The sequence below is a fragment of the Paenibacillus humicola genome (assembly GCF_028826105.1).
GTDB classification, from domain to species: Bacteria; Bacillota; Bacilli; order Paenibacillales; family Paenibacillaceae; genus Paenibacillus_Z; species Paenibacillus_Z humicola.
The window spans coordinates 2,222,682-2,236,555 of sequence record NZ_JAQGPL010000001.1 but is presented as its reverse complement, the minus strand read 5'-3'; the positions used below and the strand labels follow the sequence as shown (position 1 = coordinate 2,236,555).

The 13,874-nt window shown below is 58.8% G+C and carries 12 protein-coding genes and 1 other annotated feature; of the genes, 4 read left to right on the top strand and 8 right to left on the bottom strand.

Going from position 1 to position 13,874, the window contains the following annotated elements:
• Positions 1–23: 23 nt before the first annotated feature.
• The 6 genes from PD282_RS10345 to PD282_RS10320 are packed head-to-tail and all read right to left on the bottom strand — an operon-like array spanning position 24 to position 6,242.
• The gene (locus tag PD282_RS10345; protein ID WP_274650602.1) at positions 24–809 is read right to left on the bottom strand and encodes a DeoR/GlpR family DNA-binding transcription regulator; all 786 of its coding nucleotides are present in this window, start codon (positions 807–809) and stop codon (positions 24–26) included.
• 19 nt (positions 810–828) lie between these two features.
• Positions 829–1,869, bottom strand: coding sequence for a galactitol-1-phosphate 5-dehydrogenase (locus PD282_RS10340; protein WP_274650601.1), 1,041 nt, complete (start codon positions 1,867–1,869; stop codon positions 829–831).
• Positions 1,870–1,877: 8 nt separating this feature from the next.
• On the bottom strand, positions 1,878–3,371 hold the full coding sequence (xylB, locus tag PD282_RS10335; RefSeq protein ID WP_274650600.1) for a xylulokinase: 1,494 nt from the start codon (positions 3,369–3,371) through the stop codon (positions 1,878–1,880).
• A gap of 35 nt (positions 3,372–3,406) precedes the next feature.
• Positions 3,407–4,261 carry a class II fructose-bisphosphate aldolase gene (locus PD282_RS10330; protein WP_274650599.1) on the bottom strand — a complete coding sequence of 285 codons (855 nt, stop codon included), beginning with the start codon at positions 4,259–4,261 and terminating at the stop codon, positions 3,407–3,409.
• Positions 4,262–4,288: 27 nt separating this feature from the next.
• Complete coding sequence (locus tag PD282_RS10325; RefSeq protein WP_274650598.1) at positions 4,289–5,224, bottom strand: sugar kinase; 936 nt, start codon at positions 5,222–5,224, stop codon at positions 4,289–4,291.
• 13 nt (positions 5,225–5,237) lie between these two features.
• Positions 5,238–6,242, bottom strand: coding sequence for a zinc-dependent alcohol dehydrogenase family protein (locus PD282_RS10320; protein WP_274650597.1), 1,005 nt, complete (start codon positions 6,240–6,242; stop codon positions 5,238–5,240).
• Between the two features lie 285 nt (positions 6,243–6,527).
• Between PD282_RS10320 and PD282_RS10315 the strand changes: the two genes are divergently transcribed.
• From PD282_RS10315 to PD282_RS10305, 3 genes are all read left to right on the top strand, one after another.
• Positions 6,528–7,295 carry a sugar phosphate isomerase/epimerase family protein gene (locus PD282_RS10315; protein WP_274650596.1) on the top strand — a complete coding sequence of 256 codons (768 nt, stop codon included), beginning with the start codon at positions 6,528–6,530 and terminating at the stop codon, positions 7,293–7,295.
• Between the two features lie 14 nt (positions 7,296–7,309).
• Positions 7,310–8,698, top strand: a complete 1,389-nt coding sequence (locus PD282_RS10310) for a glycoside hydrolase family 32 protein (protein WP_274650595.1) — start codon at positions 7,310–7,312, stop codon at positions 8,696–8,698.
• 174 nt (positions 8,699–8,872) lie between these two features.
• Positions 8,873–9,733, top strand: a complete 861-nt coding sequence (locus tag PD282_RS10305) for an RCC1 domain-containing protein (protein WP_274650594.1) — start codon at positions 8,873–8,875, stop codon at positions 9,731–9,733.
• Positions 9,734–9,810: 77 nt separating this feature from the next.
• Here PD282_RS10305 and PD282_RS10300 read toward each other — a convergent pair whose 3' ends face one another.
• Positions 9,811–11,349: a 2-isopropylmalate synthase gene (locus tag PD282_RS10300; protein WP_274650593.1), complete on the bottom strand. Its 1,539-nt coding sequence runs from the start codon at positions 11,347–11,349 to the stop codon at positions 9,811–9,813.
• Positions 11,350–11,443: 94 nt separating this feature from the next.
• Positions 11,444–11,675: a binding site (T-box leader), on the bottom strand.
• A 91-nt stretch (positions 11,676–11,766) separates the two neighbouring features.
• Positions 11,767–12,969: an MFS transporter gene (locus tag PD282_RS10295; RefSeq protein WP_274650592.1), complete on the bottom strand. Its 1,203-nt coding sequence runs from the start codon at positions 12,967–12,969 to the stop codon at positions 11,767–11,769.
• Positions 12,970–13,228: 259 nt separating this feature from the next.
• On the opposite strand from PD282_RS10295, the gene PD282_RS10290 reads away from it, so the two are divergent.
• Positions 13,229–13,657: a VOC family protein gene (locus PD282_RS10290; RefSeq protein WP_274650591.1), complete on the top strand. Its 429-nt coding sequence runs from the start codon at positions 13,229–13,231 to the stop codon at positions 13,655–13,657.
• Positions 13,658–13,874 lie beyond the last annotated feature (217 nt).

Below are 13,874 nucleotides of genomic sequence, written 5' to 3'. Positions count from 1 at the left end.
CAACGCCAGACGGCCCTGCGCGTTTACACGACGATCACCCGGATGCCGCCCGCCTCCAGTCTGGCGACTTCCTCCGCCGGCGCTTCCCGGTCCGTTATGACCGTGTGAACCCGGTCCACGGCCGCTATCCGGTAAAAAGCCGTATGATTGAATTTGCTGTGGTCGACGAGCAGCACGACGTGCTTCGCGTGATCGATCAGCTTTCGCACGACCCGGGCCTCTTCCATGCTCGGCGTCGTCAACCCATGCTCAAAGCTGAGACCGTTGGTGCCGAAAAAAATATAGTCCGTATACACGCCTTCAAGCGCATTTTCGGCGGTTTCGCCGACCAGCGCGAACGTGTGCGGGCGGATATAGCCGCCCGTCAAATACACCTGCACGCCCGCCGCCCCGGTCAGCTCGCTCGCCACGTTCATGGCATTCGTTACAACGGTGAGCGACGTCCGGTCTTTAATCATGCGGGCGAGTCTGCCGACCGTCGTTCCCGAGGACAAGGCGACGGTCATGCCGTCCTCGATCAAGCCCGCCGCTTCAGCCGCGATCGCCGTTTTCTCCCCGGTCAGCCGGTCCTCCTTCTCCATGAAGGAGGGCTCGGCAAACAAGCGCTCGTTCAGCACCGCGCCGCCGTGGCTGCGCTGCAGCAGCCCGTCCAGCTCCAGCTGCCGCAGGTCCTTTCGGACGGTCACCTCCGAAACGTTCAGCTTTTCGCTCAGAAAGGAGACGTCGGCAGATTTGTTCGTTGTCAAATAATCGACGATAAACCGGTGCCTCTCCAACCGGCGCATTTTGCGCTCGCGCCTTTCTTCCATGGCGAAACGTTCCTCTCCGCTATACGATCAGCATGATTTTCCCTTTGACGGCACCTGGTGTCCGGTACCGCTCGAACGCTTCTTGAATGCGGTCCAGCGGGAGCTTCCTGTCAATCAGCGCCTTGAAGTTCAGCCGGCCCTGCCGCAGCCCGTCCATCGTCAGGTCCCACTCGCGGCCGGGAAACGGCGCGCTGTACGACATCCACGAACCCGTCAGCGTAAATTCCTTCCGGTTCAGCAGCTCGAACTGCCGATGGGAAAACGTCAGATCGCGGACCGGCGTCCCGATAAAGCAGACGCTCGCCTTGGCGGCGGCCAGCTCGAAGCTCTGCCGCATCGTCGCGTCCGATCCGGCCGTCTCCAGCACGACGTCGAACCCCCGGCCGCCCGTGACGCTTTTCCATTCGTCCTCCGCATGCGGATCCGTCGCCAGAATCGTAAAATCCGCGCCGAGCGCCTTGGCCGTTTCCAGCCGCGCGGGGTCGATATCGAAGACGGTCACGTCCCTGGCGCCCAGCAGTCTCGCCCATTGAAGCGCAAGCAGGCCGATGTTGCCCCCGCCGAGAATGGCGACATGCCCGCCGCCCTGGAAACGGATCAGCTGCAGCGCGTGCAGCGCTACCGCCGACGGCTCGACGAAAGCCGCCTCCTCGAAGCTGACGGCGTCGTCCACCGCGATCGCGTTCGTTTCGGGGAGGACCACATATTCCGCCCAGCTGCCGTTCTCCCTCGAGCCGATAAACGAGTAATGCTTGCACTGCGCGAAATTTCCGCCCAGGCAGTCCAGACACCGGAAGCAGGGCTTAAGCGGGACGCCGGCCACCCGATCGCCGATTTTCCATTTCGACACGCCTTCGCCGACCTGCGCGACCACTCCGGAAAATTCGTGGCCGAGCACGATCGGGTAATGGTGCGCGGCGGTTCCGAGCACCCGCGGCAAATCGGAGCCGCAAATGCCGGTCGCTTTGACGTTGACTACAATTTCATGCGCCTTCGGAACGGGCATCTCGACGGATTCCACCCGGATATCGTTTTGCGCGTAAAGCACTGCGGCTTTCATCACTGCCATCACCAGCCTGTTCGTGGAAAAAGTTCTTTTAATCGTGCATACGTTTCCAGATAAACGCCGTACACCTGCTCGTACACGCCGGCATGCGCCGATTCGGGATGGAACTCCCGCTGCAGGCGGACCGTTCTGTGCACCGCTTCGCGGAAATCGGCGTAAATGCCGGTGCCGACGCCCGCCAGCATGGCGGCGCCGAGCGCCGAGGCGGAATCGGAGGACGGAATGCGGAACGTTTTGCCCGTTATATCCGCTTTAATCTGGGTCCACAGCCCGCTGTTGGCCGCGCCGCCGACGCTGTACAGCTCATGAACCGGCACGCCGCTTTGCTCCGCCGTACGGAGATTGTGCTTCAGCGCGAGCGCGCACCCCTCCATGACGGCCCGGATCATATGCGCTCTGGTCGTTTCGTACGTCAGCCCGAGAAAAACGCCTTTGGCGGCCGGATCCCAAATCGGCGAGCGCTCGCCGGCCATATACGGCAGAAAAACGAGCCCGCCGCTGCCGGGCCGGATGCGTGACGCCTCCTCGTTCGCCAGCCGGAAAAAATCGCCGTCGTCCGCGCCGGCCAGCTCTCTCCGCATCCAATTCAGACTGCCCCCGCCTACGGTGCCGCCCTGTAAAATCCATTTGTCCTTGACGGCATGACAGCTCAGAATAAGCTGCTCGTGCTTGACGGGCCGGTCCATGACGATGCTCATGCCCCCGGCCTGTCCGCCCTGCTCCTGCACCTGTCCGGCGCCGATCGCCCCGGCGCCGAGCGTCGCGCAGGCGGCATCGAGTCCGCCGGCCACGACCGGCGTCCCGGGAACAAGCCCGGTTTCCGCGGCGGCCATCGTCGTGACCGCGCCTGCGATGTCGCTGCAGCCGAAGACGCGGGGAAGCCAATCGCCCGGAATGCCGAGCTGCTCCGCGAGCGGATAATCCCAGCCGGCTTTCCCGATATCGAACGCATGCAGGCCGTTCCCCTGCGAAACGTCCTGCGAGAATTCGCCGGTCAGCTTATAGACAATATAGCCGTTGCTCTGCAGCAGCTTCCGCGTCCGCTTATAAATGTCCGGCTCGTTTTCGCGGATCCAGCGGATTTTGCCCGTTATGTAGGACGGCGATACCGGATTGCCGCTCACGGAGAACAGCCGCTCCCTGCCGATCGCTGTTACCAGCTCCTCGCACTGCCTCGCCGTTCTCCGGTCAAGCCAAATGATTGCGTTCCGCAGCGGCCGGCCGTGTTCGCCGAGCAGGATGGCCGCGCCGCTTTGGCCGCTCACCCCGACCCCCCTGATTTTGCGCGGATCGGCGCCCGTTTGCCGGAGCATGTCGCGCAGGAGCTGACACGCGGCCCGCCACCACTCCTCCGGATTCTGCTCCGCGTAACCCGGGCTCGGATAAAGCGTTGGATACGCTTTCGTCCCCTGGTACAGAACCTCGCCGCCCGGCGTAAAAAGCGCGGCCTTGCAGCCCGAGGTGCCGATATCGATCCCGACCAAATAATGATTCATGCGCTTTACAGCCACCTTTCAGCGAGAGTCGCCCTTCACGCCTTGTTCGTGCAGCCGCACAGCCGCATTTTCTCCAGCGCCAGCCGCTTCACGACCTCCTTGGCCGGGACCATGTAGGAACGCGGATCGAGGTCGTCCGGACGCTCGGCGAAGCACTTCTGCAGCGCGCGGGTAAACGCGTTTTTCAGCTCGGTCGCCACGTTCATTTTCGCCATGCCGAGGGCGACGCAGCGCTTCACCTGCGCTTCGGGTATGCCCGAGCCGCCGTGCAGCACGAGCGGCACGTCAACCTGCGCGGCGATGTCTTCGATCCGTTTGAAATCGATGTTCGGCTCCCCTTTATAAATGCCGTGCGCGGTGCCGATCGCCGGCGCCAGCGTCGGCACGCCCGTCAATTCGACGAACCGCCGGCATTCCTCCGGGTCGGCGAGCGACGCCGCATCGTCCTCGACGCGGATGTCGTCCTCGACGCCGCCGACCTTGCCGAGCTCCGCCTCGACGTTCACATTCAGCGGCCGGGCGATTTCAACGACCTTGCGGGTCATCTCGACGTTCCGCTCGAACGGGTGCATGGACTGATCGATCATAACCGACGTGTAGCCGGCGCGAATGCATTTTAGAATGAGTTCGAAGTCCTGGCAGTGATCGAGATGCAGCGCAACCGGCACGCTCGCCTGCTTTGCCGCTGCCTTCGCCGCTCCGACGATATAGTCGATACCCAAATGCTTCACCGTGCCGACCGTCGTCTGCACGATAAGCGGCGAGCGGCTTTCCTCCGCCGCCTCGGCGACCGCCTGCAGCATCTCGATCGTGTGCACGTTGAAGGCGACGACCGCGTATCCCTTTTTTCTCGTTTCCGCCAATAAAGGCGTCGATGAAACCAATGTCAAACCCGCTCCATCCTTTCGCAATGCCGGTTAATGATCGTTCATGAAATCGAGAACCGTTTGCAGGTTCTGCGTCCCTTCCATCGGCCCCAGCTTCGTCGTCGATAACGCGCCGAGTGCGTTGGCGAGCCGCAGCGTCCGCTCCCACGGCCACGACGACAAATAGCCGTAGACAACGCCCGCGCTGAAGCAGTCCCCGGCTCCTGTCGGGTCGATACATTCGACGCTGAAGCCCGGGGCCGCAGCGGTCCGTTTCCCGTTCTCGTACAGCTCGCAGCCGCCGGCGCCCATTTTGCGCACGATGAGGCCGATGCCGCGCTGCGCGAGCCGGACCGCCGCTTCCTCCGGACCCGGGCAGCCGGTCAGCCATTCCAGCTCCTCGCCGCTCGGAAGCAGGATGTCGGTCTCCCGCAGCACCGGCTCGTACCATTCGGCCCATGACCGTTCCCCGGCGAGCTCCGGCCGCAAATTCGGATCGAACGTAATCACGCCCCCTTCGCGTTTGACCGCCCGCACCGCTTCATAAATCAGAGTGCGCAGCGATTCGCTCGAGGTCAGGCTCGTGCCGCTTACGTGAAGCGCGACGGCTCCCTGGAGGAAATCCGGCTCCGGCCGCTCCGGGACCTCCACCGCCGCCGAGTCCTTCATATGAAACAGAAATTCCCGCGAGCCGTCGTCGGAATAGGTGACAAAAGCAATTCCCGTCGTCTTCGCCTCGAGCCGGTAAATATGCGCGCAGTCGACGCCGTCCTGCCGCAGCCGCTCCGTCAGGCAGCGTCCGAAGGCGTCATCGCCGACCGCGCCGGCGATTCCCGTCGCGAAGCCGAGCTTGGCAAGCGCATCGATGAAGATGGCGGGCGCTCCGCTCGGATACGGGCCGGCGAACGGCGCCGGCTCCGAAAGCGGACGGTTCGTCTCCGTCCGCATGATTTCCACCAGCAGCTCGCCGATCGTAATGACCTTCATGGCGTCTCCTCCGTTACGGCAATCTCACGACGCCTTTAATGATGCGATCGTCCCGCTTGCCTTCGAGCACGTCCGCGACGTCATGAAGCGCCACCTCCGAGATGATCGGATCCAGCTCGAACATGCCGGCTTCGATCATGCGAACCGCCCGAAGCTGCGTATCCGGGTACGTAAACGTGCCGATGAGGCGCAGCTCTTTGCGGAAAATATCGAACGGCTCCACCGGGACGGCTTTTCCCTGCGGATACGCGGCAAACAGCAGCACGTCGCCGCCCCGCTTCGTCAGCCTGACGCACTGCATGAGCACGTCGCCGGCGCCGGCGCAATCGGCCGTTACGTCAAAATCGGTCAGCCGCTCCAGCTTGTCCTTCTCGCTTAAGGGATCGATGGCGGCGAAGCCCAGGCTTTCCGCTGCGCGGCGTTTGAGCGGCTGTGGCTCGACGAGCACGACCTCGGCGGCTCCCTGCATGCGCAAAGCCTGCAGCATCAGCTGGCCGATAAAGCCGCCGCCGAACACGGCCGCCCGGCTGCCCGCTTTCATCTGCAGCCGGTCGACCCCGTGGAGCACGCACGAGATCGGTTCGGCCAGGCACGCCTTGAGCGGATCGGTCCCCGGGGACATGCGGTACAGGAGATGCTCCGGCACTGCGCAGTATGCGGCCATGCCGCCGTTCAGATCGACGCCGAGCGCGGTCATGCCGGCGCACAGGTGGGGCATTCCCTCCAGACAGGCGGCGCACCGCCCGCACCAGATGTTCGGGTTGACCGAGACCAGGTCGCCGATGCTTGCGCTGCGAACGTCTTTTCCCGTCTCCACGATTACACCCGCGAACTCATGGCCGATCGTCACCGGGTACGATGCCGGGTAACTGCCATGGTAAATATGCCTGTCCGTTCCGCAAATGCCGCACGCCGCGACCTTTACCAGCACTTCGCGATCCCCGATCGCGGGCCGCTCTTTCGCTGTGATTTCGATTTCTCCGGGCCGGCGGAGAGTCAAGGTTAGACTCGTTTCCATTTCAACAACTGCCTCCTTCAATGTATAACCAGCTTGAACCGCCGATCCGGCGGCAATTAACGAACCGAAACGGAAAATAATAGTTTCGTTTGCTTTCATTATATTCGTTTTGTTTCGTTTCGAATAGCATTGTTTTCGCTGAACAGCGGAACATGTAAATCTGTCATATGGACAAAAGCGCCTTATCCTTGTAAGATGAAATATTGAGTGAAAACGGTTGCAAAGCGCCTTTTCAGCATCCTTGGCTCCTGCCGGACGCACTATTTTTTTGGAGGAGGCTGGCTCATGAAATTTTCCATCGGCTCCTGGTCTTTCCGCGAGCTGTTTGCGGCGGGAGAGCTTTCGATTTTCGGCTATCTTCAAAGCCTCAAATACCGTTATCATCTTGATTGCGCCGATATTTGGCCCGGCATGTTCACGTCGATGGACGACGGCTATTTTCGCCGAATCAAAGCGGCAGCGGATGCGGAAGGCATCGCGATTACGTCTCTGGCCTCGGACATGCTGGTCTGGCATGACGACCCGGCCGTACGGGAGCGGCAGCGCCGGGATACGCTCCGTTTTCTGGATATCGCCTCCATCCTGAACGCGGGCATTATGGGCATCGATATCGGCGTCGACCAGCCTCATATGACGGACGAGCAGTTCGAATACGCCGCCGAGCAATACCGGATATATTCGGGCATCGCCGCCGAACGCGGCTTTCGCATTGCGATTCAGAACCATAAAGCGTCGTCCATGGTCCCAGGAAACTTGAAACGGATTGCCGACATGGTGGACAGCCCTTCGTTCGGCCTCATTCTCGATTCGGACCGCTGGCTCGAAGACAAGGAAACGGGTGACCGGCTGGTTGCGCCGCATGTCATCCACGTGCATTTCGACCGCGCTCGGATCCCGTCGCGGGAGGAGCTCGAAAGCAAAATCCGCATGCTGCTGGATGCGGGTTACCGAGGCTGCTGGTCGCTGGAATATATGCACGGCAAGGAACCGTATTGGGATTTGGCGTGCGACCTCGCCGAGCTGCGCCGGGCGGTTCATTTCGCCGCAAAATGACCAGGAGGGATAACGTGACGGACCTGCTGCGTCCCCGGTACCATTTGATGCCCGAAAAAAATTGGATGAACGATCCGAACGGCGCGATTTATTATAACGGCGAATATCATTTGTTTTACCAGCATAACCCGCATGCGGCCGAGTGGGGCGATATTCATTGGGGACATGCCAAAAGCAAGGATCTCGTCCGCTGGGACCATTTGCCGCACGCGCTTTCCCCTTCCGCGGAATCGGGAGAGCTGCATTGTTATTCGGGCTGCGCCGTGCTGGATGGACATGTCCCGAAAATTTTTTACACGAGCGTCGGTTCCGGCGCGAGGAATGCCGCAGACGGAGCGGAGCAGTGGATGGCCTTCAGCACGGACGGCATGACGACGTGGGAGAAAGCGAAGACGAATCCGGTGCTGACCGCCGCCTCGCACAGCCCCCTCGACATCCGCGAATGGCGCGACCCGTTCGTATGGAAGGAGGACGGGCTCTGGTACATGGTTGTCGGCGGCAGCCATGAAGGCAAAGGCTGCGTGCTCGTTCACAGATCCCCGGATTTGGCCGGCTGGACGTATTGGACCATGCTGTTTCGGGGCGACGACCCGATTTTCGAATGCCCTAATTTTTTCAGGCTCGGGTCGAAATGGGTGCTTATCGCTTCTCCGGGCGACCGGGTCAAGCACTGGGCCGGGGAATGGAACGAGGACGGAACCTTTACGCCCGAACAAGAAGGAATCGTGGATTTCGGCGGCTGGGACGGCTATTACGCACCGCTCACCTTCTTATGTCCGGCGGGCCGAAGACTGATGTGGGGATGGCTCCCCGAAGCTTCCCGGGGCTCGTTCGCCGGAATAACGGATTGGGCGGGCGTGATGTCCCTGCCCCGGGAGCTGATACTGGCGGAGGACGGAACGCTGCGGTTCGCGCCGGCTGAGGAAACGAAATCGCTGCGCGCCTTACAGCTGACTCCTGCCGGGTGGACGCTCGAGTCGGGCTTATGGCGGACCGGCATTCGCGGCAGGGCGCTCGAAATCGCCGTTTCGTTCCGCCCTTCCGAAGCGTGCGGCCGTTTCGGCCTGAAGCTGCTCCATTCGCCCTCTTTCGAAGAAGAATCGGTTCTCGTCTTCGACTGCCAGAACAACCGGTTTTCGCTGGACCGCGCCAAATCGAGCCTTGCCGAAGAGCCCCGCCGAAGTGCGATTGAAGGCGACTTCGTTTATGCTCCAGGTGAAGACTTGCAGGTCCGCCTGTTCGTCGATCATTCCCTGGTCGAAGTTTTCGTAAACGAGTCGCATTGCTTAACCGGGCGCATCTATCCGCTTCGTGCGGACAGCGACGGGGTATCGGTTTTTGCCGAACAGCCCGGCCGGGTCGAGATCAGTGACTTCCAAGCATGGGAATTGAGTATGGAATAGGATGAGATTGCATCATCGAATAAGAAAACATGCCGGTATCCCTCATATCTGTTTTCTATGGAAGATACGAACGCCAAACTTCGACGATGACTTACTATTAGGCTAAACGGCGGGACGGGCGGAAATTTTTCATTTGTGTTGGAAGCTAAGGACTGCATTTCACGGAAGGAAGCGGTGTTTGCGACGAAACGATTGCGTAACGCTACGCTAGCGGCGGGGCGTCGTCATACCGTCGGTCTTCAAACGGACGGTACGGTAACGGCAGTGGGTGATCATAAATTCGGTTCATGTAACGTAAGCGATTGGTGCCATATCGTCGCGGTTGCTGCCGGTAATGTTCATATGGCGAGGAACACGGGTAATGCCCATACTGTCGGTCTTAAATCGGACGGAACGGTGACGGCTGTGGGCTGGAATCGGCATGGCCAATGCGATGTAAGCGACTGGCGCGATATTGTTGCCGTTGCGGCAGGCTGGTGCCGTACGATTGGGGTTAAATCGGATGGCACGGTGGTGGCTGCGGGTCGAAATAATGAGGGTGAATGCGACGTAGGCGGCTGGCATGATATTGCAGCGGTAGCGGCGGGTGACTGGCACACAGTCGGTCTGAAATGGGACGGCACAGTAACGGCGGCGGGCAACAATAAGTATCGCCAATGCAATGTAAGCGGCTGGCACGGCATGGTCGCTGTTTCGGCGGGGTACCTGCATACTGTCGGGCTTAAAATGGATGGCACGGTTGCGGCATCCGGCGGGAATAAGCATGGCCAATGCAATGTAAGCGACTGGCGCGATATTGCTGCCGTTGCAGCGGGAAGCTATCATACCGTGGGTCTTAAATCCGACGGAACGGTGATTGCTGTGGGTTTGAATAGGCATGGCCAATGCAATGTAAAGGATTGGCGCGACATTCGAGCGGTTGCGGCGGGGTGTGCCCATACGCTCGGACTTAAATCCGACGGTACGGTAGTGGCTGCGGGTAATAATGAGGATGGACAATGTGCGGTAAGCGGATGGAGCTGCATCCAACAATAAACCGCCCCTTAACAGGGCGGTTATATGGCTGGCTATTAATCAGCATATTGACTATATAGCTTACGGTGCGCGCGGGCTTACACAGGCCCGGTTGTGCTGTCCAGCAGGACGGCGTTAATGGCATTCACGAACGCATTGGCGCTCGCCTTCATGATGTCCGTATCCATCGCCCGCCCGGAGTACGTCCGGTCTTCATGTTCGATTCGGATATTGACGCGCCCGATCGCTTCCTTGCCGCGGGAAAGACTGTTGATTTTGTAATCCTTCAGCTGCACGTCCAGCCCTGCAAGCGATTTGATAGCGCTGTACAAGGCGTCGATCGGGCCGTCGCCGATGCTGCTGCCTTTCAAAACGTCTCCACCCCTTCTGAGCTCGACGGTTGCCGTCGGAGACAGATCGTTAGTCACGACCTGGAAGGACGTAAGCTCGAACAGCTGCTTGTCGGCCGCATCCATCGTGCGGTGTGCGGTCACCAGGTAGAAGATGTCATGATCGTACACTTCCTTCTTGGCGTCGGCAAGCGCCAGAAACTTGCCGAACAGCCGCTCGAAATCGTCCTCGTCGCTCGTATCGAAGCCCATTTTGCGCACGGCATTCTTGAAGGCGTGGCGCCCGGAACGCGCGGTCAGAATAAGCTCCATGCTTTCCGCCCCGACCTCTTCCGGCGCCATGATTTCATACACCTGCTTGTCCTTCAGCAGGCCGTCCTGATGGATCCCGGAGGAATGCGCGAACGCGTTCTCGCCGGTAATCGCCTTGTTCACCTGAACATCGAGGCCCGTCAAATGGCTGACCAGCCTTGACGTCCGGAGCAGCTCTTTCGTATTGATATCCGTATGGCAGTTATAGTAATGCGCTCTCACGTTAAGCGCCATAACCACTTCCTCGAGGGAAGCGTTGCCGGCCCGCTCGCCGAGGCCGTTGATCGTGCACTCGATTTTTTCGGCGCCGTTGTAGACCGCACTCAGCGTATTCGACGTCGCCAGCCCGAGATCGTTATGGCAGTGCACGCTCAGCACCACTCGGTCGTTCAAATTTTTCAGCCGCTCGTTGATTCTCCGGACCAGATCGCCGAACTCCTCCGGAACGGCGTATCCGACCGTATCCGGCACATTAATCATGGTCGCGCCGGCTTTGACGACGGCTTCGATCGTGCTCCACAAATATTCGAAGTCCGACCGCGAGGCATCCTCCGTCGAATATTGCACCTCGGGAAGCAGCGTTTTGGCGTATTTGACCGCATCCACGCCCATCTGCAGCACCGCCTCCTTGGACCGGTTGAATTTTTTCTCGACATGGATGTTCGACGTGCCGAGCACGATATGAATGAGCGGGTTTTGCGCCGCACGGACGCTTTCGTATACGGCGTCGATATCGCTTTTGACCGCCCGCGCAAGCGCCGTTACCGCTGCGCTGTCCCCGACCGTTCGCGCGATCTCCTGCACCGCTTTGAAATCGCCTTCGGACGAAGCGGGAAAACCCGCCTCGATGATATCCACGTTCAGCCGTTTCAGCTGCTGCGCGATTTCGATTTTTTGCTTTATGTTCAATTTGGCGCCCGGCACCTGCTCTCCGTCGCGCAAAGTCGTGTCGAACACGATTATTTTTCGGCTCATATATTTTCCTCCTATGCGAAATAAACCTCATCTATATGTCAAGCGGGGTTGATTAAACCCGGTCTTTAATCAACAAAAAAACCCCGTCTCTGCGTATAGAGACGAGGTTGAACCCGCGGTACCACTCTAATTCATTTCGCAATCGAAATGAGCTCTTTCGATGGCCATCACCATCTATCCCTGTAACGGTGGAATTCCGGCTTACCCTACATGTTCAGGCAGCTGTTCATAGACGAGTTCAAAATGAACGACGATACCGTTTCGCACCACCCAACGGCTCTCTGGAACGTCATCTCACTTCTACTAGTTCTAATCCTCACATTTCGGATATGAAGAAGTTAAACGATATATTAGAGCATGAAAAACGATTTGTCAATCCTTAGGTGCTTCATATTTGACAAGTATTTCGGAGTGCCGTCACATTTTTTCATCCATCATTCGAGAGCGTTCCAGTATGAGCGGAATGAGCAGCAGCGCGCCGATCGCCAGCAGACTGCCGCTCGCGGCGTAGACGGCAAACAACGAAAACGCATCCTTGAAATATCCGGACAACGACATGCCGCTCACCATCATTCCCATAAAAACCGGCGTGATCGCCCCGCCGACGGGCCCCATAAAAGCCGCTTTCGTATTATTCATGATCATCGTTTGAATGCCGACTTGAATGCAGGGATAAAATAGGCCGCTGACGGCCTGAAGGAGGATCGTCAGCGGGATCCGCGTCGACGCGCCGACGCCGACCGTACATAGCGCGCTGGCGATCAGGCCCGCCGCGAGCAGGACGTGCGGCCTTACTCTTTTCGCAATTCCCGTAATGAGCGCCCCGCCCAGCAGCATCGCGGCACCGTTCACCATCAGCATCCACTGCAGGAATGTCCGGCCCTGGCTCAGCTTTTCGATGACGATGAATATCGCAAGCGGCTGAATGAGTCCTGCTGCCAGCCCGGCGGCGGCGAAAGAGACGCTAAGGATTCTTAACGCCCGGTTCTGCCATAAATACCGGATGCCGGAAGTCAAATCCGCCATAAAGCTTTCCGCCTCCTGCCCCTTCCCCTCTTCGGCATCGCGGGGAAGCATGGTTAAGACGACGGCCGAAGCCGAGAAAAAAACGCACGTCAGCAGAAGAGAAGCTTCAATCCCCGCCTGAGCATAAATCAGCGTGCCGATTGCCGGCCCTGCGACCATGAAAATGGCCGTCAACGACTGGGACAGCGCCATGACGCCTTGCAGCTGTTTGACGGGTACGTGCTTCTTGTACAGCTTCATGGCGGATGGCTGAGAAAATTGCGACAAGCTGGAAGAAACGAACGTTCCCAGCAGCAGCGTATACCATCGGCCTTGCAGGAGGACCGCCCATACGGCCAAGACGGAGACGGCCGAGAGCGCGTCACTCCAAACCATCGTCCGTTTCGGCTTCCACCGGTCGGCAAACGTTCCCCCTATGAAGGCAAAAATAAAGATCGGCGCATATTCCGCTACCGAAATGAGCGAAACATAAAGCGGATCGTTATGCGTTTGTTCCGTTACCTCCAGAAGGACGGCAAAGTTCCGGATCCAAATGCCAAACTGCAGCGCAATCCGGGATAAAACGATCGTTCGAACATACCGGTTCTGAAACATCGGGGAAGTTCGTCTCCTTTCAACGGCGGGCAGCAAACGCAGGACTGTGCGAGTTTGCCGTTTTATTTTACTAAATTACTAATTTACTAAACAACCGATGCGAAGCTCATAATATCTTCCAGCAGCGTGCAAGTCAAGATAAAAATCGCGGCCAGCTCCCCTAAAACTAAAAATGGAAAAAGGATTTATTTGGACAAACCTCCTTAAAATGATACAATTTGAACTGCAAAGCCCTATCATACTCGGGGAGTGAAAACAAATGTCTATCAGCCCGTATTTGAATTTCAACGGAAATTGCAGGGAAGCGGTATTGTTTTACGCGGAGGTATTCGGCATCGACAATCCGCAAATCATGAGCTTCGGAGACGCCCCGCCGCATCCGGATTATCCGCTGCCGGAGGAAGCCAAAAATCTGGTCATGCATGCCCGGCTGGACATTGGCGGAAGCAGCCTCATGTTTTCCGATGTGTTCCCCGGGATGCCGTTCACGGTCGGAACCAACGTCAACATCGCCTATAACAGCAAAGATGCCGAAGATATTAAATCGGCCTTCCACAAGCTGAAGGAAGGCGGCACCGTTGTGACGGAGCTGCAGGAAACGTTTTGGAGCAAACACTACGGCCAGGTTACGGACAAATTCGGCATTTCATGGCTGATCAGCCACGAAGGCGAACAAATGGGCATGTAGGCAGAACCCCGAATGCAATAAGGACAGGCGATTTTCCCCCAGAGGAAAATTGCCTGTCCTTTTCTTATCGTGTCGTTTCAGCGGAATCCGCGGGAAGCCGCCCGAGCGTAAAAATAGGGCCATACGGCGTTCACCCTGCAGGAGTTAAAGCGACCGGCAGCGGCCCGCGGCCGATCACAAACAATTATAATCGTTTATTCAATTGCCGGTCCCGGCG